This window comes from Serinibacter arcticus (assembly GCF_003121705.1).
Lineage (GTDB): Bacteria > Actinomycetota > Actinomycetes > Actinomycetales > Beutenbergiaceae > Litorihabitans.
Genome location: NZ_PYHR01000002.1, coordinates 1,929,321 through 1,955,329, shown reverse-complemented (window position 1 = coordinate 1,955,329; position 26,009 = coordinate 1,929,321). Strand labels below are relative to the sequence as shown.

Annotated in this window: 25 protein-coding genes, 1 tRNA gene, 1 other RNA gene and 2 pseudogenes; 15 read left to right on the top strand and 14 right to left on the bottom strand. The window is 73.1% G+C overall.

The window, feature by feature from the left end; all coding sequences use genetic code 11:
- Positions 1 to 33: 33 nt before the first annotated feature.
- Positions 34 to 849 (top strand): SDR family oxidoreductase, encoded by an 816-nt coding sequence (locus C8046_RS08970; protein ID WP_109229135.1) that lies wholly within the window; start codon positions 34 to 36, stop codon positions 847 to 849.
- A gap of 3 nt (positions 850 to 852) precedes the next feature.
- Here the strand turns inward: C8046_RS08970 and C8046_RS08965 are convergent, their stop codons facing one another.
- A complete protein-coding gene (locus C8046_RS08965; RefSeq protein WP_109229134.1) occupies positions 853 to 2,304 on the bottom strand; it encodes a DUF2252 domain-containing protein in 1,452 nt (483 codons plus the stop codon).
- Positions 2,305 to 2,445: 141 nt separating this feature from the next.
- Between C8046_RS08965 and C8046_RS19970 the strand changes: the two genes are divergently transcribed.
- Entirely contained in the window at positions 2,446 to 3,426 is a 981-nt protein-coding gene (locus tag C8046_RS19970; protein ID WP_109229133.1) for a cold-shock protein, read from the top strand.
- Between the two features lie 71 nt (positions 3,427 to 3,497).
- Here C8046_RS19970 and C8046_RS08955 read toward each other — a convergent pair whose 3' ends face one another.
- A complete protein-coding gene (locus C8046_RS08955) occupies positions 3,498 to 3,941 on the bottom strand; it encodes a MarR family winged helix-turn-helix transcriptional regulator (RefSeq protein WP_109229132.1) in 444 nt (147 codons plus the stop codon).
- A 59-nt stretch (positions 3,942 to 4,000) separates the two neighbouring features.
- Here C8046_RS08955 and C8046_RS08950 point away from each other — a divergent pair, with 59 nt between their 5' ends.
- Entirely contained in the window at positions 4,001 to 4,363 is a 363-nt protein-coding gene (locus tag C8046_RS08950) for a VOC family protein (protein WP_109229131.1), read from the top strand.
- A 27-nt stretch (positions 4,364 to 4,390) separates the two neighbouring features.
- On the opposite strand, the gene C8046_RS08945 is transcribed toward C8046_RS08950, so the two are convergent.
- The 3 genes from C8046_RS08945 to C8046_RS08935 are packed head-to-tail and all read right to left on the bottom strand — an operon-like array spanning position 4,391 to position 6,964.
- Positions 4,391 to 5,905, bottom strand: a complete 1,515-nt coding sequence (locus C8046_RS08945) for a hypothetical protein (RefSeq protein ID WP_109230853.1) — start codon at positions 5,903 to 5,905, stop codon at positions 4,391 to 4,393.
- 34 nt (positions 5,906 to 5,939) lie between these two features.
- Positions 5,940 to 6,629 (bottom strand): cation transporter, encoded by a 690-nt coding sequence (locus tag C8046_RS08940; RefSeq protein WP_109230852.1) that lies wholly within the window; start codon positions 6,627 to 6,629, stop codon positions 5,940 to 5,942.
- Entirely contained in the window at positions 6,629 to 6,964 is a 336-nt protein-coding gene (locus C8046_RS08935; RefSeq protein WP_109229130.1) for an ArsR/SmtB family transcription factor, read from the bottom strand. The genes C8046_RS08940 and C8046_RS08935 overlap by 1 nt, the downstream gene beginning before the upstream one ends.
- A 191-nt stretch (positions 6,965 to 7,155) precedes the next feature.
- Here C8046_RS08935 and dnaK point away from each other — a divergent pair, with 191 nt between their 5' ends.
- From dnaK to C8046_RS08915, 4 genes and pseudogenes are all read left to right on the top strand, one after another.
- Complete coding sequence (gene dnaK, locus C8046_RS08930; RefSeq protein ID WP_109229129.1) at positions 7,156 to 9,012, top strand: molecular chaperone DnaK; 1,857 nt, start codon at positions 7,156 to 7,158, stop codon at positions 9,010 to 9,012.
- Positions 9,009 to 9,629, top strand: coding sequence for a nucleotide exchange factor GrpE (locus C8046_RS08925; RefSeq protein ID WP_109229128.1), 621 nt, complete (start codon positions 9,009 to 9,011; stop codon positions 9,627 to 9,629). The genes dnaK and C8046_RS08925 overlap by 4 nt, the downstream gene beginning before the upstream one ends.
- A 34-nt stretch (positions 9,630 to 9,663) precedes the next feature.
- A pseudogene (locus tag C8046_RS08920) lies at positions 9,664 to 10,663 on the top strand (DnaJ C-terminal domain-containing protein).
- Positions 10,664 to 10,828: 165 nt separating this feature from the next.
- The gene (locus C8046_RS08915) at positions 10,829 to 11,263 is read left to right on the top strand and encodes a heat shock protein transcriptional repressor HspR (RefSeq protein WP_109229127.1); all 435 of its coding nucleotides are present in this window, start codon (positions 10,829 to 10,831) and stop codon (positions 11,261 to 11,263) included.
- Between the two features lie 91 nt (positions 11,264 to 11,354).
- On the opposite strand, the gene C8046_RS08910 is transcribed toward C8046_RS08915, so the two are convergent.
- Positions 11,355 to 12,224, bottom strand: a complete 870-nt coding sequence (locus C8046_RS08910; RefSeq protein ID WP_109229126.1) for a hypothetical protein — start codon at positions 12,222 to 12,224, stop codon at positions 11,355 to 11,357.
- Between the two features lie 83 nt (positions 12,225 to 12,307).
- Here C8046_RS08910 and C8046_RS08905 point away from each other — a divergent pair, with 83 nt between their 5' ends.
- Together C8046_RS08905 and C8046_RS08900 are read left to right on the top strand one after the other, a co-directional pair.
- Positions 12,308 to 12,781 carry a Fur family transcriptional regulator gene (locus C8046_RS08905; RefSeq protein WP_109229125.1) on the top strand — a complete coding sequence of 158 codons (474 nt, stop codon included), beginning with the start codon at positions 12,308 to 12,310 and terminating at the stop codon, positions 12,779 to 12,781.
- Positions 12,778 to 14,319, top strand: coding sequence for a catalase (locus C8046_RS08900; RefSeq protein ID WP_109229124.1), 1,542 nt, complete (start codon positions 12,778 to 12,780; stop codon positions 14,317 to 14,319). The genes C8046_RS08905 and C8046_RS08900 overlap by 4 nt, the downstream gene beginning before the upstream one ends.
- A 93-nt stretch (positions 14,320 to 14,412) precedes the next feature.
- On the opposite strand, the gene C8046_RS08895 is transcribed toward C8046_RS08900, so the two are convergent.
- Positions 14,413 to 16,689: an LLM class flavin-dependent oxidoreductase gene (locus C8046_RS08895; protein ID WP_109229123.1), complete on the bottom strand. Its 2,277-nt coding sequence runs from the start codon at positions 16,687 to 16,689 to the stop codon at positions 14,413 to 14,415.
- A gap of 70 nt (positions 16,690 to 16,759) precedes the next feature.
- On the opposite strand from C8046_RS08895, the gene C8046_RS08890 reads away from it, so the two are divergent.
- The 3 genes and pseudogenes from C8046_RS08890 (at position 16,760) to C8046_RS19960 (ending at position 17,807) form a co-directional block, all read left to right on the top strand.
- Positions 16,760 to 17,092: a winged helix-turn-helix transcriptional regulator gene (locus C8046_RS08890; RefSeq protein WP_109229122.1), complete on the top strand. Its 333-nt coding sequence runs from the start codon at positions 16,760 to 16,762 to the stop codon at positions 17,090 to 17,092.
- Positions 17,089 to 17,268: pseudogene (locus tag C8046_RS19965) on the top strand (AAA family ATPase); the annotation flags it as partial. The gene C8046_RS08890 and the pseudogene C8046_RS19965, both read left to right, overlap by 4 nt.
- 149 nt (positions 17,269 to 17,417) lie before the next feature.
- A complete protein-coding gene (locus C8046_RS19960; protein ID WP_328587634.1) occupies positions 17,418 to 17,807 on the top strand; it encodes a hypothetical protein in 390 nt (129 codons plus the stop codon).
- An 84-nt stretch (positions 17,808 to 17,891) separates the two neighbouring features.
- Here C8046_RS19960 and C8046_RS08880 read toward each other — a convergent pair.
- Positions 17,892 to 17,976 (bottom strand) — tRNA-Ser (locus C8046_RS08880).
- A gap of 115 nt (positions 17,977 to 18,091) precedes the next feature.
- Between C8046_RS08880 and ffs the strand changes: the two genes are divergently transcribed.
- Positions 18,092 to 18,188: signal recognition particle sRNA small type (gene ffs / locus C8046_RS08875), an RNA gene on the top strand.
- Between the two features lie 86 nt (positions 18,189 to 18,274).
- On the opposite strand, the gene C8046_RS08870 is transcribed toward ffs, so the two are convergent.
- Positions 18,275 to 19,081, bottom strand: a complete 807-nt coding sequence (locus C8046_RS08870; RefSeq protein WP_109229121.1) for a DUF4352 domain-containing protein — start codon at positions 19,079 to 19,081, stop codon at positions 18,275 to 18,277.
- Positions 19,082 to 19,244: 163 nt separating this feature from the next.
- Here C8046_RS08870 and C8046_RS08865 point away from each other — a divergent pair, with 163 nt between their 5' ends.
- The gene (locus tag C8046_RS08865) at positions 19,245 to 20,597 is read left to right on the top strand and encodes a sensor histidine kinase (protein ID WP_109229120.1); all 1,353 of its coding nucleotides are present in this window, start codon (positions 19,245 to 19,247) and stop codon (positions 20,595 to 20,597) included.
- Positions 20,594 to 21,274 carry a response regulator gene (locus tag C8046_RS08860; RefSeq protein WP_109229119.1) on the top strand — a complete coding sequence of 227 codons (681 nt, stop codon included), beginning with the start codon at positions 20,594 to 20,596 and terminating at the stop codon, positions 21,272 to 21,274. The genes C8046_RS08865 and C8046_RS08860 overlap by 4 nt, the downstream gene beginning before the upstream one ends.
- A gap of 27 nt (positions 21,275 to 21,301) precedes the next feature.
- On the opposite strand, the gene C8046_RS08855 is transcribed toward C8046_RS08860, so the two are convergent.
- From C8046_RS08855 to C8046_RS08835, 5 genes are all read right to left on the bottom strand, one after another.
- Positions 21,302 to 21,880 carry a YdeI/OmpD-associated family protein gene (locus tag C8046_RS08855; protein WP_109229118.1) on the bottom strand — a complete coding sequence of 193 codons (579 nt, stop codon included), beginning with the start codon at positions 21,878 to 21,880 and terminating at the stop codon, positions 21,302 to 21,304.
- Positions 21,881 to 22,033: 153 nt separating this feature from the next.
- A complete protein-coding gene (locus C8046_RS08850) occupies positions 22,034 to 22,948 on the bottom strand; it encodes an ATP-binding cassette domain-containing protein (protein WP_109229117.1) in 915 nt (304 codons plus the stop codon).
- Positions 22,945 to 24,051: an ABC transporter ATP-binding protein gene (locus C8046_RS08845; protein ID WP_109229116.1), complete on the bottom strand. Its 1,107-nt coding sequence runs from the start codon at positions 24,049 to 24,051 to the stop codon at positions 22,945 to 22,947. The genes C8046_RS08850 and C8046_RS08845 overlap by 4 nt, the downstream gene beginning before the upstream one ends.
- Positions 24,048 to 25,073 (bottom strand): ABC transporter permease, encoded by a 1,026-nt coding sequence (locus C8046_RS08840; RefSeq protein WP_109229115.1) that lies wholly within the window; start codon positions 25,071 to 25,073, stop codon positions 24,048 to 24,050. Before C8046_RS08840 ends, C8046_RS08845 begins: the two co-directional genes overlap by 4 nt.
- Positions 25,070 to 26,008, bottom strand: a complete 939-nt coding sequence (locus tag C8046_RS08835; RefSeq protein WP_268921364.1) for an ABC transporter permease — start codon at positions 26,006 to 26,008, stop codon at positions 25,070 to 25,072. Before C8046_RS08835 ends, C8046_RS08840 begins: the two co-directional genes overlap by 4 nt.
- Position 26,009 lies beyond the last annotated feature (1 nt).

Here is a 26,009-nt window from a genome sequence, read left to right as displayed (position 1 = left end):
ACGGCAGGGACTCGCCGACCGAAGGAGAACATCGTGGGCAAGCACGACAGCACCGACGCCGACGGCGCGACCGAGCGCCGGGTCGCACTCGTCACCGGGGCCGGTTCCGGGATCGGCCTCGGCGCGGCCCTCCGGCTGGCGCGCGAGGGGCTCCACGTCGTCGTCGTGGGGCACTCGCAGTCGAGTGCGGACGACGCCGCCGAGGAGGTCCGCGCCGTCGCCGACGGCGGCCAGGTCCTCCCGCTCGGTGTCGACGTCGAGGACGCGGCCCAGGTGCGCGACGCCGTCGCCCGTGTGGAGCGCGAGCTGGGCCGGATCGACGTCGTCGTCGCCTCGGCCGGGATCAACGGGGTGTGGGCGCCGCTCGAGGAGCTCGAGCCGGAGGAGTGGTCGCGCACCATCGCGGTCAACCTCACCGGCACGTTCCACACCGTGAAGTACGCGGTCCCGCTGCTGAAGGCGCGGGGCGGCGCCGTCGTGATCGTGTCGTCCATCAACGGGACGCGGACGTTCAGCAACACCGGCGCCTCGGCCTACTCCTCCAGCAAGGCGGGGCAGGTGGCGTTCGCGAAGATGATCGCCGTCGAGCTGGCCGAGCACGGCGTGCGGGTCAACGTGATCTGCCCCGGCGCGATCGACACGGAGATCGGGGACAACACCGAGCACCGCAACACCGAGGACCTGGGCGTGGCCGCCGACTTCCCCGACGGCACGATCCCCCTCACCGGGACCACCTCGGGCACGTCCGACCAGGTGGGCGACCTCGTGTGGTTCCTCACCTCCGACGCCTCGAGCCACGTCACGGGCACGGAGGTCTGGATCGACGGCGGTCAGTCGCTGGTCGTCTGAGGTTCAGCCCCCGGGCCGGAACGCCGACCCCGTGAACCCCTCCGCCACGGGCAGCCGCCCCGACCGCACCGCGACGAGCATCGTGGCGTGGTCGGCCTCGGTCTGGTCGGCGTACCCCCGGGCGAAGGCGGCGAACGCCTGGGCGGGGGCGTCGTCGTCGCCGAGGTAGGCGGCGATCATCGAGGCGCCGGACGTGCGGGCGTGTCCCTTCGCGAGCAGCGTGCCGACGATGTGGGAGTAGTCCGCGAGCGCCGCCGAGTCCAGGCCGTCGAGCGGCACGGTGCCCTTCATGTTCCGGAAGGTGCGCACGTAGTACTGGTTGCCGCCGAACTCGGTCCACCCGAGCAGCGGGTCCGAGACCGTCTGGAGCGCCTGCTGGCTCTCGACCACGCGCTGACCCTGGTGGTCGTGCCAGGCGTTCTCGCCGTGCACGTACCGGGCGAGCACCGAGCGCCGCGCCTGCTTGAGCTGGAGGAAGAGGACGTCGTCGGGGTGCGTGCCCTCGAGCAGTGCCACGTAGGCGCGCAGTCCCACGCTCCCGACGCCGACGACCTTGTGCGCGACGTCGCTCAGCCCGTACCAGGCCAGGACCCGCCGCCACTGGGCCGGGAGCGAGTCGAGGTAGCGGTCGAGGCCCTGGGCGACGAGCTCGGCGTCGGACTGGCTGAGCCGCTCCACGAGCGGCGGCTCGGCGACGATCTCGCGCTCACCGCGGGCGTTCTCGCCGGTGAGCTTGGGCAGCGCGCGGTCGCTGGTGCGCTTGCGCGCCGCCTTCGCGGCCTTCTCGATCGCGGCGAGCAGCCCGGGGTCGCTGGCGGCGGCGGTGAGGTTCTCGACGTCCATCCGCTCGAAGGACCGGGTGAGCAGCGGGATCCGGGCCAGGCGGGCGACCTCGCCCGCGTAGGCGCGGACGCACGCGAGCACGCTGTCGCGGCAGTCGTCCTCGGTGCGAGAGTTCTCGCGGCCGGCCACCCAGATCGAGGCGGTGAGGCGCGCGACGTCCCACTCCCACGCGCCGACGTGGGCCTCGTCGAAGTCGTTGATGTCCATCACCTGCACGCCCTCGGGCGAGCGGTAGAACCCGAAGTTGCCCAGGTGCGCGTCGCCCCCGATGACCGGGGTGATGCCGGAGACGGGGAGGCGGGCGACGTCGTCGGCCATCACGACGGCGGAGCCGCGCAGGAAGCCGTACGGCGATCCGACCATCCGGGCCACCCGGATCGGGACCAGGTGCTCGACGCGCCCCGCGTGGGAGGCCTCGACGATGTCGACGACGCGGCCGCGGTCGGGCTCGACGTCCCAGTGGCCCAGCTCGGAGATCGGGCGGGTCTCCCGCAGGGCGCGACCGATCGCCTCGCGCTCGATCCGACTGATCAGGCGGGTGCGCAGGCTGGTGGCACCGCTGATGGGCTCGCTGCCGGTGACGGGGGACAGGAGGCGGGTGAACTGGGGCACGCGGGCTCGCCTTCTTGCTGCATTCCGGGTCGGCGGTGACGGTCGCCCGAGTCTAGAGGCGGCTCGCGCGGGACGGCGGGCGGTCGTGGGGGAGAATGGGCGCTCGTACGACGCAGGCTGGGATCGAACGAGGAGTGCACAGTGCCGCAGGGAGTCGTCCGCTGGTTCGACACTGACCGGGGGTTCGGATTCCTCGACCTCGGTGAGGGTGCCGAGGACCTGTTCGTCCACGCGTCGGAGATCGTCGGCGCCGACGCCGACCGCGGGCTCTGCGAGGGACAGCAGGTCGAGTTCGAGCTCGGCGAGGGTGATCGAGGCCCCCAGGCCAGGCGGGTGCGCGTCACCGGTGATCTCCCTTCGGACTCCGTGCTCGGCGTGCTCGGCACGGTGAGCTGGTACGAGTCGACCAAGGGCTACGGGTTCCTCGCTCAGGACGACGGCACGGAGGTCTTCGTGCACAGCTCCGCCATCGTGGGTGGCAGCGTGATCCGGGAGGGGCAACGGGTCGCGTTCCTCGTGGTCGCCGGCGAGAAGGGGCCGCAGGCGGATCACGTGCTGCCGCTCGCGGTGCAGGGAGGGACGGGCTCGGTGCCCGTCGCAGGCGCGGCCACGTCGGACGGTGCCGACGGCACCGTGACCTTCTTCGACTCCGACAAGGGCTTCGGCTTCATCGAGCCCGACGCCGGGGGCGACGGCGTGTTCGTGCACGCCAAGGCCCTGCGCTCGGGTGTGCGCGATCTGGTCGAGGGTGACCGTGTGACGTTCACCGTCGTCGACGGCGACCGTGGCCCGCTGGCCCGCGACGTCGACCTCGTGGGGGGCGCGTCACGCCGTCCGTCCGCCGGTGCCCCGGCCGGTCGCGGCGGCTCGACGGGCCACCGGCAGCCGGACCGGCAGCGCTCGGACCGGTCCGCCCCGGTGCGGGGCGGGTCGGGCGTCGTGGCGCGGTTCGACGGCGATCGCGGCTTCGGCTTCATCACGCCCGACGCGGGCGGTGACGACCTGTTCGTCCACGTGTCCGTGGTGCGCGGCGCGGATGCGCTGCACGAGGGTGACCGCGTCCGGTACGTCGTCCGTCAGAGCGATCGAGGACCCCAGGCGGATCGGGTCGAGCTGCTCTGAGATCCGGTCGTTGACCGGTATCAGCTGCCCCGACCGTCCGGCGGGCGCCCGTGGGCCCGCGGGCGCGGCCGTCAGGTCCGCAGGGCGACGGCGCAGCGGTCGAGCAGGTCGGTCAGCCGGCGGCGCTCGGCGGGGTCCAGCCCGGCCGTCATCCGGTCCTCGACCGCGCGGACGGCGGCGCTCGCGGCCGCGAGCTGGCGACGTCCGGCGTCGGTCAGCTCGGTGGGCAGGACCCGACCGCTGGCGGGCTGCTCGGGACGGGTGACGAGACCGTCGCGCTGCAGGCTCTGCAGGAGGACGTTCATCGACTGCCGCGTCACGAACGTCCCGCGCGCGAGGTCGGAGCTCGACAGGCCGGGACGCTGGGCGAGCAGCTCGAGGCAGGAGTAGTGCGTGATCGTCATCCCGAGGGGGCGCAGCACGTCCTCCATCGCCGAGCGCAGGGCGCTCGAGACCACCTTGACCAGGTAGCCGGGGGAGGAGGCGAGCTCGATCCGCGGCGCATCTTGACCCATGTCAGTAGTTTGACATACGGTTCGGATGTCAGGTAGTTGACATCAACGAAAGAGGCATCATGTCCGTCGCCGGCCCCGGTTTCATCTCCCTGCAGGTGCGCGACGTGCCCCGCTCCGCGGAGTTCTACGAGCGTCACCTCGGCTTCACCCGGCAGGCGGGCCCGCCCACCGCCGTCGTCTTCGACACCGCACCGGCGTCGTTCGCCGTCCGCCCTCCGCTGCCCGGCGTCGACCTCGACGAGGCGCCGCTCGGTCGCGGTGTCGGCATCTGGCTGCACGCCGCTGACGTCGCGGCCGTCCACGCGGGGATGGTCGCCGACGGTGTGGCGATCGCCGTCGACCCGGCTCCCGGCCCGTTCGGGGTGACCTTCACGTTCGTCGACCCCGACGGCTACCTCGTCACGCTGCACGACAAGGCCTGAGCCCCTGCCGGGCGGGTCCTGTCGCTCTCAGCGGTCGGTCCAGGGCCGGGGGCGGTGCAGGTCCAGGCCGGACGGCGGCTCCTGGCTCACGGCGATCGTCGAGACCAGGGTGCCGTCGGCCGCGCGGACGTGGACGCAGCCCTGGTCGAGGTAGCGCAGGTCGTCGGTGTCGCCGGTGTCGTGCGGTCGCCCGAACGGCACGTCGGAGCGCGTGGGCCGGGGCGGCATCCCGTCGACGAAGGCCGCGAAGCGCTCGGCCGGGTGGCCGCTGCCGCCGATCTCGACCCGGTCGACGACGTCCCGGCGGTAGGCGAGGCGCACCCCCGGCAGGGCGTGGACACGGCCCACCAGCGGGTCGGTCCGGGGGCGGCCGAGGATGTCGAGGAACGTCGTGAACTCCCCGGAGCGCCAGCGGTGCATCCGGTGCGTGACGCTCACTCCGCGGCCGACGGCGGTCAGGTCGGTCGGGGTGTCGCCGTCGTAGGTGATCAGGAGGTCCCGCGCCCCGAACCGGTGGAGCTCGAGGCGTCCGTTCGTGGCGGCGGGGGCGCCGAGCGCGCGGTGGACGTCGTCGCGCGACGGCGGCCACGTCGTCCCGGGGAGCAGCCCCTCGGCGTGGGGGTAGGCGGCGCCGGCCGAGCCCGCACCCAGCCGCACGCGCGCGCTCAGCACGCGGCCCTCCTCGACCTGGACCTCCACGCCGCCGTCGAACGCGATCAGTCGGCGGTGGAAGCCGGAGGAGGCGGCCCAGCGTCGCGACGTCCCGCCGGCGAGGGTCGCGACCGCCTCGAAGGCGGGGCCGGCCTCGGGCTCCCCGAGCACCTCGAGGAAGGTGCGGATCTGGCCGGCGGGGAGGGGGAGGGCTGCGGGGCGCTCGAGGGTGACGGCGAGGAGGCCGTCGCCGTCGCCCCCGTCGTCGCCCCCGTAGGTCAGGCGCAGCCGGTCGCCCTCGAGCGCGTAGGTGTCGGGGGAGTCGGGGAGAGGGTCGCCCAGGACGGACCGTGCCCGGGAGCGGTCGCTGCCCGGGGCCAGTCCGGCGATCAGCGCCTCGGGTCGGGGGTACGCGCCGTCGCCCGTGAGCCGGAAGATCAGGGAGGGGTCGCCGTCGGTCCCCGCGGTCGTGGTTCCGGCGGCCAGCGCCCGCGAGGTCGCCGCCCGCTCGTTGTCGGCGGATTCGCCCAGTGCGTCGACGTGGTGCCAGATCTCACCGGCGACCGACGGCGGGAGCATCCGCGCGCGGGCGCCCACCCAGCGTTCCGGCTTCCACGACCCACCGCCGGGCTCGTGCAGGCGCAGCTCGGGATGGTCGCCGCGCCAGCACTCGCCCTCGAACGTGCCGAGCGTCGAGGAGTCCACGAGCGCCCCGGCGTACTGCTCCGGCGTCAGGGCGTAGAGCGCGTCGGCCGAACCGTGGCCGACCTGCTGGTCGACGCCGACCCACGGCCTGCCCGAGGTGGTCTCGACGCCGAGGCTCGGGTGCTGCGCGACCTGGACGAACAGCGTCGGGACGGGCTTGCGGGACGTTCGGGAGCGTGTCGACATCGCTCCCATCATGCGCCCCGCGGGTAGGTCCGGCTCAGTGCTCGTGGTCGCAGCAGTCCTCGTCCTGCGGGGCGTCCTGCTCGAGCAGCCGCCCGGCGGAGGTGGCGCACGCGTCGCCCCGCCACGCCTCGAGCCCCTCGCGGACCGCGACGACCGCGATGACCAGACCCGCGACGGCGTCGGCCCACCACCAGCCGAGCGTGCTCGTGAGGATCAGGCCGACGAGGACGGCGACGGACAGGTACGTGCAGATGAGGGTCTGCTTGGAGTCGGCCACTGCGGTCGCCGAGCCGACCTCCAGCCCCGCCCGTCGCTCGACGAGAGAGACGAACGGCATGATCACGACGCTGGTCGCCGCCAGGACGATGCCGACCGTGGAGTGCTCGACCTCCGTCCGAGCGGCGAGGGCCGTCACCGAGCTGATGCTGACGTAGGCCGCGAGCGCGAAGAACGCGACGGCGATGACCCGGAGGGTGGGGCGCTCCCACCGCTCGGGGTCACGGCGCGTGAACTGCCACGCGACGGCCGCGGCGGACAGGACCTCGACGGTCGAGTCCAGCCCGAACCCGACGAGGGCGGCCGAGGAGGCGGCCGTGCCCGCCGCGATGGCGATCACGGCCTCGACGACGTTGTAGGCGATCGTGAACGCGACGACGAGGCGGATGCGCCGGTGCAGCGTGGCGCGCCGGGCCTCGGGGAGAGCAGCGGCGGCGGGAGCGGTCATCAGCAGGTGCACCCCTCGCCGTCGCAGCAGTCGGGCTCGACGACGAGCGTGACGCGCAGGAGCTCGGCGAGGGCGTGGGCGACGTGCTCGTCCGCGAGCCGGTACCAGTGGTGGCGCCCCTCCTGGACGGTCTCGACCAGGCCGCAGCCGCGCAGGCACGCCAGGTGGTTCGACATGGCCTGGCGCGAGACGCCGAGGGCATCGGCGAGGTCGGACGGGACGGCGGGTGCCTCGCGCAGCGCCAGGAGAGCGCCCGCCCGGGTGGGGTCGGACAGGGCGTGGCCGAGGCGGGCGATCGCGGCGGTGTGGCCGAGGGTGGCGGTGGTGTCGAGCACGTCACGACGTTACATCGAATCGTGTACCAACGGCGAGGAGGTCGGCGGAATACGGGGCGCTCGATCAAGGTTGAGCCATACAGACTCAAGTTCAGTTGACGTCCCGAACCCGGAGGCGCAGACTTGAGTACGGCAGACTCAATGTGGACCACGCGGTACGCCGCGACGGGTCCGGAAGGAGCAGTACAGACATGTCACGAGCAGTCGGTATCGACCTCGGAACCACCAACTCCGTCGTCGCGGTCCTCGAGGGTGGCGAGCCCACCGTCATCGCGAACGCCGAGGGCGCCCGCACCACGCCGTCCGTGGTCGCGTTCAGCAAGTCCGGCGAGGTTCTCGTCGGCGAGGTCGCCAAGCGTCAGGCGGTCACCAACGTCGACCGCACCATCTCCTCCGTCAAGCGCCACATGGGCACCGACTGGAGCCAGGACATCGACGACAAGGCCTACAGCGCCCAGGAGATCTCCGCGCGCGTGCTCGGCAAGCTGAAGAAGGACGCGGAGTCCTACCTCGGCGAGCCCGTCACCGACGCCGTCATCACCGTCCCCGCCTACTTCAACGACGCCGAGCGTCAGGCCACGAAGGACGCCGGTCAGATCGCCGGCCTCAACGTGCTGCGCATCGTCAACGAGCCCACCGCCGCCGCCCTCGCCTACGGCCTGGAGCGCGGCAAGGAGGACGAGCTCATCCTCGTCTTCGACCTCGGTGGCGGAACCTTCGACGTCTCCCTGCTCGAGGTGGGCAAGGACGAGGACGACTTCTCCACGATCCAGGTGCGCGCCACCAACGGCGACAACCGCCTCGGCGGCGACGACTGGGACGCGGCCATCGTCGCGTGGCTGGTCGGCCAGGTGAAGAACTCCTACGGCGTCGACCTGTCCAAGGACAAGATCGCGCTGCAGCGTCTGCGCGAGGCGGCCGAGAGCGCGAAGAAGGAGCTGTCCTCCGCGACGGCGACCACCATCTCGCTGCAGTACCTCTCCATGACGGAGAACGGCCCGATCCACCTCGAGGAGAAGCTCACCCGCTCGCAGTTCGAGCAGATGACGTCCGACCTCCTCGAGCGCACCAAGGCCCCGTTCCGCAACGTCATCAAGGACGCCGGCATCAACGTCGCCGACATCGACCACGTCGTGCTCGTGGGTGGCTCCACCCGCATGCCGGCCGTGACCGAGGTCGTCAAGGAGCTGACCGGTGGCCGCGAGCCCAACAAGGGCGTGAACCCGGACGAGGTCGTCGCCGTCGGCGCCGCGCTCCAGGCCGGCGTCATCAAGGGTGACCGCAAGGACGTCCTGCTCATCGACGTCACGCCGCTGTCGCTCGGCATCGAGACCCGCGGCGGGGTGATGACCAAGCTGATCGAGCGCAACACGGCCATCCCGACCAAGCGCAGCGAGGTCTTCTCCACGGCCGAGGACAACCAGCCCTCCGTGCTCATCCAGGTCTACCAGGGCGAGCGCGACTTCGCGTCGGACAACAAGCCGCTCGGCACCTTCGAGCTCACGGGCATCGCCCCGGCCCCGCGCGGGCTGCCGCAGGTCGAGGTCACCTTCGACATCGACGCCAACGGCATCGTGCACGTGTCCGCCAAGGACCGCGGCACGGGCAAGGAGCAGTCGATGACGATCACCGGCGGCTCGGCCCTGCCGAAGGACGAGATCGACCGCATGATCAAGGAGGCCGAGGCGCACGCCGCCGAGGACGCCGCCCGTCGTGAGGAGGCCGAGGTCCGCAACACGGCCGAGAACCTCGCGTACTCGATGGACAAGCAGCTCACCGACAACGCCGAGAAGCTGCCCGAGGACGTCTCGTCCGAGGTTCGCGAGGCGATCGCCGGCGTGCGCACGGCGCTCGAGGGCACCGACGTCGAGGCCGTGAAGTCGGCCACGGCGACGCTGTCCGAGGTCAGCCAGAAGATCGGTCAGGCGCTCTACGCGCAGGAGGCCGCCGGCGCCCCGACCGACGCCCCGACGTCCACCGAGGACGCTCCTGTCGACGACGACGTCGTCGACGCCGAGGTCGTCGAGGACGAGGACGACAAGAAGTGACCGGGGCCTCGTACGACGAGCAGCCGGAGGAGCCGATCATCCGCGACAAGCGGAAGTTCGATCCGGAGACGTACGAGCGCCGCGACGCGACCCCTGCGGGTGAGGTGGCCGACGGCGAGACGCAGGTCTCGCCGTCGGGCACCGGCCCCGAGGCTGCAGGCGAGGAGTCCGAGGCGCTGCGCGCCGAGGTGCTCGAGCTGCAGGACCAGCTGGCGCGCGCCAAGGCCGACGCCTACAACATCGAGCAGCGCTACAACGCGTTCGTGAAGCGCTCGCGCGAGCAGGAGGCCTCGGCCCGCACCAGCGGCCAGGCCGAGGTCGTCGAGGCGCTGATCCCGGTGCTCGACGACGTCGCCCTCGCGCGGCAGCACGGCGAGCTCGAGGGCCCGTTCCTCGCGATCGCCGAGAAGCTCGAGCAGGCGCTGGTGACGAAGTTCGACGTCGAGCGGTTCGGTGAGGTGGGCGAGGAGTTCGACCCCGCCCACCACGAGGCGCTCATGCACGCCACGTCGGCGGAGGCCGTCGCGACGACGATCACGATGGTCGCGCAGCCCGGTTACCGCCGCGGAGCCTCGGTGCTCCGCCCGGCGCGGGTCGGCGTCGTCGGACCCGAGTGACGCGAGCGGCGATGGATGACGGAAGGAGGCGGCCATGAGTGGTCAGGACTGGTTGGAGAAGGACTTCTACTCCATGCTCGGCGTGCCCAAGGACGCTGACGACGCCGCCATCAAGAAGGCCTACCGCAAGCTCGCCCGGACGCACCACCCCGACCACAACCCGGGGACGTCAAGGCCGAGTCGAAGTTCAAGGAGATCGGCGAGGCGTACGCCGTCCTGTCCGATCCCGAGCAGCGCAAGCAGTACGACGGCCTGCGCGCCATGGCCGGCGGCGGCCCCCGCTTCACCGCGGGGCCGGCGGTCCGGGCTCCGGCGGCAGCTTCGAGGACCTCTTCGGCGGCGTGTTCCAGGGCGGCGGTCAGCCCCGCGGCGGCTCGCCGTTCGGGGCCGGCGCCGGCGGGGGCAGCTTCGAGGACATCCTCTCGGGGATGTTCGGCGGGGCTGCGGGCGGCGGCGGTCGTCGTCGGGCAGGCTTCGGCGGTCCGGAGAACGGCGCCGACCTGACGGCGTCCCTCACGCTCCCGTTCCGCCTCGCGGTCGAGGGCGGCGCGATGCCGGTCACGGTCGAGGGTCGCTCGATGACGGTGCGCATCCCGGCCGGGGTGCGTGACGGCCAGAAGATCAAGCTGCGCGGCAAGGGCCGTCCAGGCTCGGGCGGCGGTGCCGCCGGCGACCTCGTGGTCGCGGTGACGGTGACGCCGCACCCGGTCTTCAGCCTCGACGGCACCAACCTCACCGTCACCGTGCCGGTCACGTTCGCCGAGGCGGCGCTGGGATCGACGATCTCGGTGCCGACGTTCGACGGCGGATCGGTGCGCGTGAAGGTGCCGGCGGGGTCGCCGTCGGGCAAGCGGCTGCGTGTGCGCGGCAAGGGGGTGCAGGCAGCCACGGGTGCCGGCGACCTCATCGTGCGCATCGAGGTCGTGGTGCCGGAGCGGCTGACGGACGAGGCGCGCGCCGCCGTCGAGGCGTTCGCCGCAGCGACCGGTGACGCCGACCCGCGCGCGGGTCTGGCGGCCTCGGCCGCGCAGTAGGCAGCAACCGTTCGCGAGGCCCTTCGGGTCTCGTCGCGAGGCCTTTGTGGTCACGTCGCGAGGCCTTTCGGGTCACGCGGCTAGCCCGAAGGGCCTCGCGGACGGACCCGAAGGGCCTCGCGAATGGTGGGCACGACGAGCACGACGGACACGACTGGAGGAGCGATGGTCAGCAGCAGGGCGTACGACGCACCGGTCCTCACCGTGTCCGCGGCCGCCGAGCTCGCGGGGATGCACGCGCAGACGCTGCGGCAGTACGACCGCCTCGGCCTCGTGGTGCCCCACCGCACCGCGGGCCGCGGCCGTCGCTACTCGTTGCGCGACGTCGCGGCGCTCCGCGAGGTGCAGCGCCTGTCCACGGAGGGCGTCAACCTCGAGGGCATCGGCCGGATCCTCGAGCTCCAGCGAGAGAACGCCGCGCTCCGGGCCGCGCTCGAGGGCCTGCGAGCGGTGATCGACCCGGGCTCCCGCGTCTTCGCGGCATCCACCACGGGCGACGTCGAGTCCGTCCCGCGGGGCCGTCGCGTCCCGCAGCGCACGACGGCGGCCGGCACCTCGAGCGGCTCCGGCGCCCTGGTCCTGTGGCGGGGCGGTCGCTGAGGCGCCGCCTCACCGCACGAGAACGCCCTGGCTCGCGGCTGGATCACTCCAGCCGCGAGCCAGGGCGTTCTCGCGTCCTGCCGAGTCCGATCTAGGCCAGGCGCGCGCTCAGCGTGAGCTCGGCCCCCGCGTCGAGCTGCACGTCCGTGACCCGCACCCCCGGCGGCAGCTGCTCGGCGAGGTCGATCGGTCGCTGCGTGGCCTCCTTGACCCGGCCGCGGGCGACGGCGAGCAGGCCCGCCACGATCGGGTTCGCGCTGCCGAGCCGGACGTCGGCGAACCGGAGCACCAGCGCCTGGTCGACCGAGGCGGAGCCGCTGGCCTGCGCCGAGGCGGACAGGATCCCGCGGCGCAGCTTGGCGTCGGCCTGGAGCCGGACCTCGCGCGGACCCACGGAGGTCAGCTCGACGTCGAGCCGCGTCAGGGTGATGCCCTGCTCGGCCAGAACGGCCGTCGCGATGCGGCGGACGGTGTCGATGACCTCCTGCTTGGGGGCGCTGACACGCAGGAACCCGGAGATCGGCTGCTCCGCGGTCGGCGGCAGGGGCTCGACGCCGACCGTGCCGTCGCTCGCGTCGATCCACTGGATCGGGAGGTCGCTGACCTCCGCGTCGATGACCACGGGGACCTCGGCCACGAGCAGGGGGTGCGCCCGGAACGAGCCGCGGCGCAGCACGCCGGGCGTCGCCGCCACGACGGCGGGGAGCTTCGCCGGCACCGTCGGCTCGGAGGTGAAGGCCGACTCGGGGATCGAGACGCCGGTCGCGTCCACGACGGCGGAGGTGACGTCGTCGCCGTCGAGCACCACCGTCGTGCGCCTGAGGATGTCGTCGGTCGCGGAGCTCATCGCCCCGCCCAGGTCCTGCTCCCGCGCGACGACACGGACGCGCTCGACGAGGCCGGGGCCGTCGGTGGGGCGCGGGCCGGGGCCGAGGGGGAGGTAGTCCGGGTAGTCGCTCATCCAGCCAGCGTAGGTCGGTCCGGCCCCGACCGCCGGTTCCGGCAGAACTGGAATCATTCAAGAAAACGGGTAGGGTTGAGGAGATGGAAGCCCGGGACGTCGCGACGCTGCGGAGCCGGGGTCTGCGTGTGACCCGACCGCGGCTGGCCGTGATGGCGGCCCTGGGGTCCGGACCGCACGCCACCGCCGAGGAGATCGTCGGCTCGGTGCGCACCACCCTGGAGACCGTCTCGGTCCAGGCCGTCTACGACGTCCTGCACGTGCTGGTGCGCGCCGGACTGGTGCGTGAGATCGACCCGGCCGGCGCCCGGTCCGCCCGCTTCGAGCTCGACGCCGGCGACAACCACCACCACCTGGTGTGCCGGGGCTGCGGCCTCATCCACGACGTGCCGTGCGCCGTCGGGCACGCGGTGTGCCTCCAGCCGGCCCTCGACCACGGCTTCGCGCTCGCGGAGTCGGAAGTGACCTACTGGGGGCTCTGCCCCCGGTGCCAGACCGAGGCGGCGCAGGCTCCCGGGCCCTCGCCGTCGACCGCACTGCAGGAAGGACCAGCATGACGACCTCCCCCACGACCCCCCGCACGACCAACGACTTCGGCGCCCCCGTCGGCAGCGACCAGCACTCCCTCACGGTCGGCCCGAACGGGCCGATCCTGCTGCACGACCACTACCTGATCGAGAAGCTGGCGCACTTCAACCGCGAGCGCGTGCCGGAGCGCGTCGTGCACGCGAAGGGCAGCGGTGCGTTCGGCACGCTCCGCGTGACGCAGGACGTCTCGCGCTTCACGAAGGCCGCGCTGTTCCAGCCCGGCACCGAGACGCCGATGCTGGCGCGCTTCTCCACCGTCGCGGGCGAGCAGGGCAGCCCCGACACGTGGCGCGACCCGCGCGGCTTCGCGCTGAAGTTCTACACCTCCGAGGGCAACTACGACCTCGTCGGCAACAACACCCCGGTGTTCTTCATCCGCGACACCATCCAGTTCCCCGACTTCATCCACAGCCAGAAGCGCCGCAGCGACACCGGCCTGCGCGACAACGACATGCAGTGGGACTTCTGGACGGCCGTCCCGGCCTCCGCGCACCAGGTCACCTGGCTCATGGGCGACCGCGGCATCCCGCGGACCTGGCGCCACATGGACGGCTTCGGTTCGCACACCTTCCAGTGGATCAACGCCGCGGGGGAGAAGTTCTGGGTCAAGTACCACTTCAAGACCGACCAGGGCATCGAGTTCTTCAGCCAGGACGACGCCGACGCGATGGCCGGGATCGACGGCGACTACCACCGCCGCGACCTGTCCGAGGCGATCGAGCGCGGCGACTTCCCCACCTGGACCGTGCACGTCCAGGTCATGCCGTACGACGAGGCGCGCGACTACCGCTTCAACCCGTTCGACCTGACGAAGGTGTGGTCCCAGAAGGACTACCCCCTCATCGAGGTCGGCACCATGGAGCTCAACCGCAACCCCGAGGACTTCTTCGCCGAGATCGAGCAGGCCGCGTTCGCGCCGTCCACGCTCGTCCCCGGCATCGGGCTCTCGCCCGACAAGATGCTGCTCGGTCGCGTGTTCTCCTACGCCGACGCGCACCGCTACCGCATCGGCGCGAACTACGCGCAGGTCCCGGTCAACGCGCCGAAGGTCGAGGTCCACTCCTACAGCCAGGCGGGGGCCATGCGGACCGAGAACTACCCGAAGGGCCGTCCGGTCTACGCGCCGAACAGCCACGGCGGGCCGCACGCCGACCCGTCCGCCGTCACCGAGACGGACACCTGGACGACCGACTCCGAGTTCGTCCGTCAGGCGTACACGCTGCGTGAGGCCGACGACGACTTCGGCCAGGCCGGCACGCTCGTGCGCGAGGTGCTCGACGACGCCGCCCGCGACCGTCTCGTGGGCAACATCTCCGGGCACCTGCTCGGGGGCGTCTCCGAGCCGACCCTGGTGAAGGCGTTCGCCTACTGGAGCAGCGTGGACGCCGACCTCGGCGCCCGCATCGAGACCGTCGTGCGCGAGACGCTGCGCCGCGGCGAGGCCGACACGGCCGGCAACTCCTCGCCGAGCACGGACGTCGACGAGGACCAGCTGACCCAGGGCTGAGTCCCGCAGGAGCTGCTGACGGGCACGGTCGGTCGCCGGTGACGGCGACCGACCGTGCCCGTCCTCGTTGCTGCCCGATGGCCCGGCCGGCCCTCAGACCCCCGCCATCACCCACGCGTTGTCGCGGAACAGGTTGCCGGGGTCGACCTCGCGCTTGACCGCGCGCAGCCGCTCGAGCGTGGCGGGCGGGAAGGCCCGGGCGACGACGTCGGTCGCCGGCCCGGTGTCGAAGCTGAGGTAGGTGCCCTCGCCGTGCGCGAGCACCGCGGCCCAGCCGGCGTCCAGCGCCGCCTCCCGCCCCCCGAGCGCCGTCACGGAGAAGTTCGCCGACCGGCCCGCGTAGGCCGTCGCGTCGGCCGCGATGTCGGAGATCGCGCCGCCGACAGACCGCACCGAGAAGAAGTGCGTCGCCCCGGAGCGCAGCAGCGTCGCGACGTCGCGCGCCAGCTCGGGCGTCAGGTGCTCCACGAGGGTCGAGCGCGAGTGCGGCTCGCCGACGGCGGCGTGCGCCGCGTCGGAGGCGCCTGCCAGCACATGCGCGTACCGCGCCATCTGCACCTGCTGGCCGACCAGCGGCGCGAGCGCCGCGAACGGCTGCAGCCGCTCGATCACGGTGTCGGGGTCACTGTGGTCGACGACGCCGTAGACCTGGGCGATCACGCGGCCGTCGCGCTGCGGCGCCCCCATGATGAGGAACAGCGTGACGTCGCGCGGCGAGGCCTCGATCGCCGCGCCGAACCCGGTGAGGAAGTCGGTCACGTCGCTCGCGTCGAACGCCAGCTGGACCCAGCCGACGTCCCCCACCTCCGCCGCTTCGATCTCGACGGCGGTGACGACGCCGACGTTCGCGCCCGCGCCCCGCAGCGCCCAGAAGATCTCCGGGTGCTCGGTGTCGGTCACCCGGAGCACCTGCCCGTCGGCGAGCACGACCTCCGCGGCGCGCACGGCGTCGATCGTCAGCCCGTGCTCGCGACCCAGGAAGCCCACGCCGCCCGCGGTGGCCAGCCCCCCGACGGCGACCCCGCCGTAGTCGCCCGAGCTGATCGCCCAGCCGTGGCTGTCGAGCGCCGCCGCGACGGCTCCCCACCGCGCGCCCGGCCCGATGCGCACGAGGCGACGCTCGACGTCGAGCACCTCGATCGAGTCGAGCCGGCCGACGTCGAGGACGATCCCGCCGTCGTTCGTCGAGCGCCCCGAGATCCCGTGACCGCCCGAGCGGATCGAGAGCGGCACCTGCTCGAGCACGGGCTGCTCGCGGGCGAACGCGAGCGCCTCGACGACCTCCGCCGTCGTGCCCGGACGCAGGACGAGGCCCGGACGGCCGCCCCGCATGTACGTCGCGCGGTGCTGGGCGTAGGAGAACGAGCCGGGCTCGACGGCGGAGCCCACCAGCGAGGCCGGCAGCCCGTCGTAGTCGATCCCGTCCCGGCGCAGCGCGGCGGCGCGGGGGCTGAGGACGGGGCCGGTGGCGGTGCCGCGGCCGCGGCGCTCGACGGCGACGCGCTCGCGCAGGTCAGGGACGACCTCCTGGGCGAAGGTCGCCACGGTGGCCGGGTCGTCCGTGGCCAGGATGAACGTGCCGACTCCGTGCTCGACGGCGAGTGCGAGCAGCTCCTCGACCCAGCGCTCGGGCGGGCCCTGGAGCGGGCCGGTCGTGCGGGTGCTGAAGGCACCGGAGATGTTGAGCAGCCGACGGATCTCGCGCGGGTCGCGCCCGGCCTCGCGGGCGGCGTCGTCGATCGTCGAGTTGCCCGGGGCGAGCCCGTCCTCGCCGAGGTAGCCCAGTGACGGCAGCCAGCCGTCGGCCTGCCGCCCGACGAGGCGGAGCATGCGCGGCTTGTAGGCGCCGACGACGATCGGGATCGGGTGCGCCGGGCGCGGTCCGCGCTTCGCGCCGTCGACGTGGTGGAACTGACCGGCCACGCGCAGGGGCGAGCGGTCGTCGGCGGCCCAGATGCCGCGGATGATCTCGATCGCCTCCGACAGCGCGGTGACGCCCTCGCCCGGGGTGCGGCGGGGCGACCCCATCGCCTCGATCGCGTCCCAGAAGCCGCCGGCGCCGAGGCCGAGGTCGACGCGACCGCCGGAGAGCAGGTCGAGACTCGCGGCGCTGCGGGCCAGCACGGCCGGCTGGCGCAGCGGCACGTTGAGCACGTTGCCCGCGAGCCGGATCCGGCTCGTGCTCGCGGCCACCCAGGTCAGCAGGGTCCAGGTGTCGTGGAACTGCGGCTGGTAGGGGTGGTCCTGGAACGTCGCCAGGTCGTAGCCGAGCTCCTCCGCCACCTGGGCGAGCTGGACCGGCGCGTGAGGGGAGGCGTTGGACGGCGTGAGGAAGACGCCGGTCTCGAGGTCGTGGCCGTAGTCGGGCATGCCTCGATCGTCCGCCTCCAGCGGGGGAGGGGCAACGTCCCGGTGAGTCGCTTACGATGGGTGAGTGAGCATGGAGCTGATCGACGACGAGATGTGCCGACGGATCAACCCGGTGATGGAGCTGGTGGGGCAGCGCTGGGCCTCCAGCATCCTGCTCGCGCTCGGCCGCGGTGCCACGCGGTTCACGCAGGTGACCGCGACGGTGGAGGGGCTCTCGGACCGGATGCTGGCGAAGCGGCTCAAGGAGCTGCAGCACGCCGGGCTGGTCGAGCGGACCATCGTGCCGACGACGCCCGTCCAGGTCCGCTACACGCTCACCGAGCGGGGTCGCTCCCTCATCGTGGCGATGCAGCCGCTGATGCGCTGGACGCACGCGGACGCCGTCGAGCGCGCCGCCGGATGATCTCGCTGCTTCCGGTCCGCCGGCTCCAGACCGATCCGCTCGCGCCGCCCGACCTCGGGACCTGGCCGGCGACGCTGCCCGCCGTCCGCCAGGTGCTGACCGACGGGCTCGACCTCGGGCCGGTCACGGTGGTCACGGGGGAGAACGGGTCGGGGAAGTCGACGCTGGTCGAGGCGCTGGCGATGGCCTTCGGCCTCAATCCCGAGGGCGGGTCGACCGGGGCGCAGCACGTCTCGCGGGCGACCGAGTCCTCGCTCGCCGACCACCTGCAGCTGATCCGCGGGCGGGGGCGCCTCGCAAGGGCTTCTTCCTCCGCGCCGAGACGATGCACGCGTTCTTCACCTACCTCGAGGAGTCGGGCTGGCGTGATCCGCTCCACGAGCGCAGCCACGGCGAGTCGTTCCTGGACCTCGTCGGGGACCGGTGGCGCATCCGGGGTCTGTGGCTGCTCGACGAGCCCGAGGCGGCGCTCTCGCTCACGGGCTGCCTCGCGCTGATGGCGATGCTGCGCGAACGGGTGGCCGGCGGTTCCCAGGTCGTGATCTCGACGCACTCGCCGGCGCTCGCGGCCTTCCCCGGCGCGGACCGCCTCGAGCTCGGGGAGTGGGGGATCCGCCGCTGCGACTACGACGACCTCGACCTCGTGCGCGGCTGGCGCGGATTCCTCGCGGCGCCTGAGCGGTACCTGGGGGAGGGGCTCGACGGCGAGGGGTGAGCCGGCTCGCGGTGATGCCGGGCGCTGCGCGTCCGGGAACGGGCGAGGCCCCCACCGGTGACGGTGGGGGCCTCGGCCTTCGCGCGGAGGATGGGGGATTCGAACCCCCGAGGGCTTTCACCCAACACGCTTTCCAAGCGTGCGCCATAGGCCACTAGGCGAATCCTCCCGGCCGAACGAGGATACCCGACATGCGGCGTTGGTCCGAACCGGCCGCGGCGCGGGGCGGCCGGTGGCCCCTCCGGGCGGCGCCGAGGTGGTCCTGCGGTTCGGGTATCCTGGACGCAGACCCCTCGTGCGGCGTCATCTCGCTGAACTCCCCCAGGGCCGGAAGGCAGCAAGGGCAGGCGAGCTCTGACGGGTGTGCGGGGGGTCCTCACTCTTTCTGCGGACACCCACGGGCCCGACGGTGCAGGCGTCGGACCCGTGGGCGGTTCGTGAGGGGCGGGGCCCCAGGAGCGGGCCCGTCAGCCCAGCGCGACGGTCACGCCGCCGGAGAACATCGAGTCGTGGAGCTCGATCGACGTCGGCACGGCGTCGGCGGGGATGTCGAAGACGACGACCGCGTCCACGGCGTTGCCGGGGTTGATCTCCGTGTAGAAGGACTCGGAGCTCTCCAGGTAGATCGCCGCGGTGGAGTCGGCCGAGTGCTCGCGGCCCTGGTCGTCCACGAGCGTGGCGTTGTCGCCGAAGAAGCTCTGCGCCGCGTCGCCGATGTTCGCCACGGTCACCGAGACGAGCACGAACTGCCCCTGCGCCGTCTGACCGAACATGTCGGAGCCGATCAGCGGGACCCCGCCCTCGATCCCCGTCACGGTGAACTCGAACTTCCCGTCGCGCACCGGAGCCCCGATCCCGGGGGCCGCCTCCGCGGGCGGCTCGGCGACGGTCTCGGCCTCGGGTGCGGCGGCCTCGGCCTCGGGGGTCGCCTCCGGGGCCGCCTCGGTGGTCGCGGCCGGCTCGGTCTCGGAGGTCGACGGCGCGGGGGCAGCGGCGTCGGTGTCCCCGCCGCCGCCGCCGCCGCCGGCGACCCCGGCGACGATCCCGACGACCACCAGGGCGCCCAGGCCCGTGAGGACCTTGTGGCGGGCGAACCAGCTCCGCCGCTTCGGCTCGACCGGCGGCTGCGGCGGGAGCTGCTGGGGCGGGAAGGGCTGCTGCGGCTGGCCGTTCTGCCCGCCCTGCCACGCGTGGCCGACGGCGGAGGCCGGCGGGGGCGTCGGGCTCTGCTGGGCGAACGGCTGGGGCGGGTCGAACGGGTTCTGCTGGTTCACGATGGCCTCTCGGGTCGGTGGGGTGACACCAGGTTCGTCGTGGGCGAGGGCCCAGCGCCTCTGCCGTTCGGGCGGACCCCACCGACCGTTCGGGGGAGATCTCGCACCGACCGGTGGCCGGGCAGCAGAGGCGGACGTCGTACCTCGGCCGTAGCGTGACGACGTGACCTCGCCCCCTGGCCCGTACCCGACGCCGGGCCCCGTCGCGCCCGGGGCGTGGCACCCCCGTCCGGCGTCGGGCGGAGGAGTCCGGACCGGTGCGCCGGGCGGCCCGGGAGGCCCGAGCGGCCCCGCCGGCCCGAGCAGCGGCCGGCAGGCGCTCAGCCACCTCGGGACGATCGCCGCCGTCGTCCTGGTCGGCTTCACGGCGATGGTGTTCACGTCCTACCAGGGCCTGCACGACGACACCTCGGGTCTCAACGCCGCCTGGTCCGTCCTCGGGCTCCTCGCCGCGCTGGCATCGGGAGTCTCGATGGTGTGGCGCCGTCGCTTCCCCGTCCGGGTGCTGCTGGTCAACGCCGGTCTCGCACTCCTGCTCCCGATCGATCCGCTGGGCGCGCTGCTCGCGCTGAGCTGGGTCCTCCCGACGGCGACGCCGCGGCGCGCGGTGGGGGCCACCGCCCTGACCGCTCTCGTCACGGGCGTCACGCTCGCGCGCGACGCCGTGCGCGATCTCCCGGCCATCATCTTCTCGGGGGCGGGCTCGAACGGGACCGTGCCGTCGACGATGACCTGGTGGGGCTACGTCATCGTCGGACTGGTGGCCCTCGCGGCCGCCGTCACCGCCGGGTGGGTCCGGCGGCTGACCGCGACCACGGCGCGCGCCCGCGCCGTCGCGAGCATCCAGACCTCCTCGGCGGCTGCGCTCCGCGGCGAGCTGAACCGGCAGGAGGAGCGCGAGCTCATCGCGCGCGAGATGCACGACACCGTGGCGCACCACCTCTCGATCGTCTCGCTGCACGCGGCCGCGCTCGAGGTGACCACGACGGATCCCACGGTCCCGGAGAGCGCCCGCGCCGTGCGGGACTCCGCTCACCGCGCGCTCGAGGAGATGCGCGGGCTGATCACGTCGCTGCGCGACTCGCAGGCCGAGGGCTACACGGGCGGGACGCCGACGCTGCGCGACCTGCCGCGCCTGGTCGCGGACGCGCGGGCGGCCGGGGTGGCGATCGCGGAGACCGTCGAGATCGACGCCGTCGACCCGTCGCCGGCCGTCACCCGCGCGGTCTACCGGATCGTGCAGGAGTCGCTGACCAACGCCCTCAAGCACGCCCCGGGGGCGGGGGTGCGGCTCGCGGTGCGGGCGACGGCGGGCCACGGCGTCGAGATCGTGGTGGCGAGCTGGCTGCCCGCCGGCCGTCCCGCCTCCGCCGTCGCGCAGCACGGTTCGGGCGCCGGCATCGTCGGGATGCGCGAGCGGGCGCGCGCCCTCGGGGGCGACCTCTGGGCCGGTGTGGACCGTCAGGTCTGGGTGGTGCGCGCGCAGCTGCCCTGGTACTCGGGAGGAACGCGATGAGCGGGAACGACGGCGGGGGTGCGGCGGCGAGCCGTCCGGTGCGGGTGGTGCTGGTCGACGACGACCCGATGATCCGGACGCTGCTCGGTCGGATCCTGCTCGCGCAGGGGATCGACGTCGTGGCGCAGGCCGTCGACGGCGACGAGGTCGTCGCCGTCGTGCAGGCGCACCACCCCGACGTCGTGGTGATGGACCTGCGGATGGAGCGCCGCAGCGGCATCGACGCCACGCGGGACCTCCGGGCGCTGCCCGGCCGGGTCGGCGTCCTGGCGATGACCTCGTTCGACACCGAGTCGGCGATCCTCGACGCGGTCGCCGCCGGGGTCGACGGCTTCCTCGCCAAGGACTCCGGACCGGAGGAGCTGGTCGCGGCCGTCCGGCAGGTGGCCGCGGGGGAGGGTGCGCTGTCGGCGCGCGCGGCGCGCGTGGTCCTGGGTCAGGTGCGCAGCGCCGGCGAGGACACCGCGCGGATGGACGCCCGACGGAGGATCGCAGCTCTCACCGAGCGCGAGCGGGAGGTGGCCACGGCCCTGGTCGCGGGGGCGTCCAACGCCGAGATCGCCGCGGCCCTGTACGTGGGGGAGGGCACGGTCAAGACCCACCTGGCCGCGGCCCTGGCGAAGACGGGCGCGGCCAACCGCGTCCAGCTCGCCGTGCTCACCTCGCTCGCCGGCTGAGGCGTTCCGGCGGTCGGACGGTCAGGCTCAGGGCCGGGGACGCCGGCCCTCCGCCGCTCCGGCGACCACCGTCGCGATCCGCGCGGCGCGCGTCTCGGGGCGTCGGGCGGTGTCGACCGAGGCGATCCCCATCTTCCTGGCCGACGGCGGGAAGCCGTCCCAGGCGGCGCGGGCGGCGGGAACGGCGTCGAGCGCCGCAGTGAGGTCGGGTGGTTCGACGAGGGCCTCCGCGCGGTCGAGCACGGTCCAGCTGCCGTTCGCCTTCGCCGCCTCGATCGCGCGACGGCCGGCCTCCTCGATCAGGCCGGCGGCCTCGAGCTCGGCGAGCCGCGCCTTGTTCGTGGCGGCCCACCCGCTCGCGGGGCGGCGGGGCGAGAACCACTGGCCGGTCTCGCGCTCGTCGAACGCCTTCTTGGGGCCGTCGATCCAGCCGAAGCAGAGCGCCTGGCGGACCGCGTCCTCGTAGCTGACGTGCGCGTCGTCGTTCCCGGAGCGCGGCTGGAGCAGCCACGCGCCGCGAGAGGTGGCGTGGTTCGCGGCCAGCCAGGCCCGCCAGGCCGCGGCGTCCGCCGCGACGACCCGCTCGCCGTCGTCAAGTGCTCCCATGACAGGGGACGGTAGCGCGCGCCACCGACACCCGCCGCCAGCCGTCGTCACCGTCCCCACCCCCCGAACCCCACACCGCTGCTGCGCTGGTTGCGGATGACCACCGCCCCACCGCAACCGCCGCAGCAGCGGTCTGGGGGTTCGGTGCGGGGATCAGGCGGGCGGGGCGTCGCCGAGCCGGTCCCGCTCGGCGTCGGTCACGAGCACGTGGTGGCCCGGTTCGAGGTCGACGCGGTAGCGCTGCTCCTCGGCGGGCGGAGCGACGTAGCTGAGGCGACGGCGGTGCCGCTCGACCTCGGGGTCGGGCCGGGGGACCGCCGAGAGCAGGCTGCGCGTGTACGGGTGGACGGGGCGGCTCCAGATGGTCTCGCTGGGACCGAGCTCGACCAGTCGGCCCTGGTGGACCACCCCGATGCGGTCGCTGATGTGGCGCACCATCGAGAGGTCGTGCGCGATGAAGAGGTAGGTCAGACCTCGCGTGCGTCGCAGGTCCGCCAGCAGGTTGACCACCTGCGCCTGGATGCTGACGTCCAGCGCCGAGATGGGCTCGTCGCAGACGATGAGCTCGGGGTCGACGGCGAGGGCGCGGGCGATCCCGACGCGCTGGCGCTGCCCGCCCGAGAACTCGTGCGCGTACCGGTTGCCGTGGGCGGGGTCGAGGCCGACGGCGGAGAGGACCTCGTCGATCCGGTCCCGGCGTCCCTGGCGGGTCCGGGCGAGGCGGTTGACGTCGATCCCCTCACCGACGATGTCGCTCACCTTCATCCTCGGGTCGAGCGAGGCGTACGGGTCCTGGAAGATCATCTGGCGCTCGCGCCGGTACGCGCGGCGTCCCCGAGGATCGGAGACCGTCGTTCCGCGGTAGCGGACCGTCCCGCTCGTGGGGGTGTGGAGCCCGACGACGCAGCGGCCGAGGGTCGACTTGCCCGATCCCGAGGCGCCGACGAGGCCGAACGTCTCGCCGGGCGCGATCGTCAGGGAGACGTCCCGGACGGCGTGCACCTCCCCCCGTCGTCCCGGGGAGAACACGTGGCTGAGGTTCTCCACCTCCAGCAGCGCCTCGGTCACGGTTCCACCGTCCTGTCCGTCGTGGGCCCGGGCGTGGGCCCGATCGTGGTCCGGTCCGCCCGCTCGCGGAAGCGCGCGTGGCGGGCGGCGATCTCGGGAGGGACCGGGGCCTCCGGGGCGCCCTCGGCGAGCAGCCAGGTGGCCGCCGCATGGGTCGGCGAGACCTCGATCAGCGGGGGCTGGACCTCGAGGTCGATCTGCCGCGCGTCGGGGTTGCGGGCGGCGAACGCGTCGCCGGGCGGCGGTCTGAGCATGTCGGGCGGCGTGCCGGGGATCTCGTGCAGGCGGTCCGCCGTCCCCGTGGGCAGGCTCGCGAGCAGGCCCCACGTGTAGGGGTGCTGCGGGTTGAGGAAGATCTCCGTCGTCGTCCCGATCTCGACGATCCGCCCCGCGTACATGACAGCGACCCGGTCCGCGATGCTCGCCACCACGCCGAGGTCGTGGGTGATGAAGATGACGGACGTCGACGCGCTGCCGCGCAGCCCCGCGAGGAGGTCCAGCACCTGGGCCTGCACCACGACGTCGAGCGCCGTGGTCGGTTCGTCGGCGATGAGGATCGCGGGATCGCACGCCAGCGCCGTCGCGATGCAGATCCGCTGCCGCTGACCACCCGAGAACTGGTGCGGGAACTGGCGGCGACGCTCGGCGGCGTTCTCGATACCCACGGACTCCAGCAGCCGGACCGCGGCGGCGTCCGCCGCACGGCGGGAGATCCCGCGGTGGATCCGCAACGGCTCGCTCACCTGGCGTCCGACGGGCACCGTCGGGTCCAGCGCCGTCATCGGGTCCTGGAAGACCATCGCGATCTCGTTGCCCCGCACTCGACGCAGCTGACGCTCGCTCGCGCCGGTCAACGGGGTGCCGCGAAACCTGACCGAGCCGCTCTCCACGACCCCGCTCGGGCCCAGCAGCCCGAGCACGGCCCTGGCGGTGACCGACTTGCCCGAGCCGGACTCGCCGACCACGGCCAGCGTCTCGCCCGGGGCGAGGGTGAGCGAGACGCCCCGCACGGCCTGCACCCGGCCGGCCGGGGTGGCGAACGCGACGTGGAGGTCGTCGATCTCGAGCACGGGGGCGACGGCGGTGGCCGGCTCGCGGTTCATCGTCGGCTCCGGGGGTCGAACGCGTCCCGCAGCCCGTCGGCGAGCAGGTTGAAGGCGATCATGATCACGCTCAGCGTCAGGGCGGGAACGAGCATCTGGTACGGCAGGAACGTGAACGTGTCGAAGCCCTCGTCGAGCAGCGTGCCGAGCGAGGCGGTGGGCGGGCGCAGCCCGAGCCCGATGAAGCTGAGGAACGCCTCGAAGAAGATCGCCGTCGGGATCGTGAACATCGTCTGCACGACGACGACGCCCATCACGTTGGGCAGGACGTGGCGGACGGCGATCCGGAACCGCCGCGCCCCGAGGACCTCCGCGGCGAGGACGAACTCGCGGTCCTTCAGCCGCAGCGTCTGGGCGCGCACGAGTCGCGCCATCGGGATCCAGCCCGTGACGACGAGGGCCAGCACGATCGAGACGACCCCGGGGCTGAAGACCGTGAGCATGAGGACGAGGACGACCAGGGTCGGGATGCCCGAGAGCACCTCGAGCACGCGCTGCATCGCGGTGTCGATCCCGGTGGCGGCCAGGCCCGAGACGAGCCCGTAGGTCACGCCGAGCGTCAGGTCGAGGACGGCAGCGACCAGCGCGATGCCGAGCGAGACCCGCACGCCCATGAGCAGGCGCGAGAGGAGGTCGCGACCGAGACCGTCGGTCCCGAGCAGGAAGTGGACGTCCGCGGGGACCCCCACGAGGGCGTACTTGTCGACGCGTTCGCCCCCGATGACGGTCGTCCCGTCCCAGCCGGGGATGCCCAGGCCGGGGATCCGCGGAGGCAGGTTGACGAACAGGGTCTGCTGCGCCGTCGGGTCGTGCGGCGAGAACCAGATCGCCACCACCGCCGCGACGCTGATCAGGGCCAGGACGACCAGCGAGACCATCGCCGCGCGACGGCGACGCAGCCGCTCCCACGAGTCGCGCCAGAAGCCGCGAGCGGCGGAGTCGACGGCGGCGTCGGCGACCTGTCGGTGAGCCGGGCCGAAGGCCTCGGCCGTGAGGCCGGGCGGGAGGGAGGGGCGGGTCACCGGGACGCACCCCCCACGCGGATCCGCGGGTCGACGACGCTGTAGAGGACGTCGACGACGAGCATGACCACCAGCAGGAGCGCGGAGTAGAGGATCGTGACCGCCATGATCGTGGGGTAGTCGTTCGCGAGGATCGACTTGACGAACTGCTCGCCGATCCCGGGGATGGCGAAGATGTTCTCCACGACGAGGGAGCCGGTCACCAGCGCCACCGACATCGGGCCGAGCAGCGTGATGAGCGGGATGACGCTGTTGCGCAGCCCGTGGTGCCAGGCCACGCGCCACCGACCTAGACCCTTGGCCCTGGCGAGCTCGGCGTAGTCGGAGGAGAGCACCTCCACCATCTCGGTCCGCACGAACCGTGCGGAGTCGGCGAGCGGCGACATGGCCAGGGCGATCGTCGGGAGGATGGTCGCCACCACGCCCATGTTCCACGACGCGATCGGCAGCCACCCCAGCCGGACGGCGAAGACGTACTGCAGCAGGACAGCCACGACGAAGCTGGGGACGGACCGCCCCAGCACCGCGACGACCGTGGAGGTGGAGTCGATCCACGATCCGCGGCGGACCGCCGACACCGTGCCGAGCACCACGCCGAGGACGGCGCCCACGACGAGCGCCTGGAACCCGAGCTGGATGGACGGGCCGATCCGACCCGCGAGCAGGCTCGTCACCGGCTGGTTCTTGAACTGGAACGAGACGCCCAGATCGCCCGTCAGGAGGTTGCGGACGTAGATCACATACTGTTCGAGGAGCGGCCGGTCCAGGCCCGCGCGCTCGTTGAGGATCGCGATCTGCTGCTCGCTCAGCTTCTGCAGGTCCACGTACGGCGAACCCGGCAGAAGGTGCATGAGGAAGAACGTGGCCGTGACGATGATCCACAGGGTGATCACCATGTATCCGAGCCGGCGCAGGGCGAACGCGGCGATGCTCACG

Coding starts and splice junctions, on each gene's coding strand:
- C8046_RS08955 (WP_109229132.1), bottom strand. CDS start 3,941: ATGGGTCAAGATGCGCCGCGGATCGAGCTCGCCTCCTCCCCCGGCTAC.
- C8046_RS08950 (WP_109229131.1), top strand. CDS start 4,001: ATGTCCGTCGCCGGCCCCGGTTTCATCTCCCTGCAGGTGCGCGACGTG.
- C8046_RS08945 (WP_109230853.1), bottom strand. CDS start 5,905: ATGTCGACACGCTCCCGAACGTCCCGCAAGCCCGTCCCGACGCTGTTC.
- C8046_RS08940 (WP_109230852.1), bottom strand. CDS start 6,629: ATGACCGCTCCCGCCGCCGCTGCTCTCCCCGAGGCCCGGCGCGCCACG.
- dnaK (WP_109229129.1), top strand. CDS start 7,156: ATGTCACGAGCAGTCGGTATCGACCTCGGAACCACCAACTCCGTCGTC.
- C8046_RS08915 (WP_109229127.1), top strand. CDS start 10,829: ATGGTCAGCAGCAGGGCGTACGACGCACCGGTCCTCACCGTGTCCGCG.
- C8046_RS08910 (WP_109229126.1), bottom strand. CDS start 12,224: ATGAGCGACTACCCGGACTACCTCCCCCTCGGCCCCGGCCCGCGCCCC.
- C8046_RS08905 (WP_109229125.1), top strand. CDS start 12,308: ATGGAAGCCCGGGACGTCGCGACGCTGCGGAGCCGGGGTCTGCGTGTG.
- C8046_RS08900 (WP_109229124.1), top strand. CDS start 12,778: ATGACGACCTCCCCCACGACCCCCCGCACGACCAACGACTTCGGCGCC.
- C8046_RS08895 (WP_109229123.1), bottom strand. CDS start 16,689: ATGCCCGACTACGGCCACGACCTCGAGACCGGCGTCTTCCTCACGCCG.
- C8046_RS08890 (WP_109229122.1), top strand. CDS start 16,760: ATGGAGCTGATCGACGACGAGATGTGCCGACGGATCAACCCGGTGATG.
- C8046_RS19960 (WP_328587634.1), top strand. CDS start 17,418: ATGCACGCGTTCTTCACCTACCTCGAGGAGTCGGGCTGGCGTGATCCG.
- C8046_RS08860 (WP_109229119.1), top strand. CDS start 20,594: ATGAGCGGGAACGACGGCGGGGGTGCGGCGGCGAGCCGTCCGGTGCGG.
- C8046_RS08855 (WP_109229118.1), bottom strand. CDS start 21,880: ATGGGAGCACTTGACGACGGCGAGCGGGTCGTCGCGGCGGACGCCGCG.
- C8046_RS08845 (WP_109229116.1), bottom strand. CDS start 24,051: ATGAACCGCGAGCCGGCCACCGCCGTCGCCCCCGTGCTCGAGATCGAC.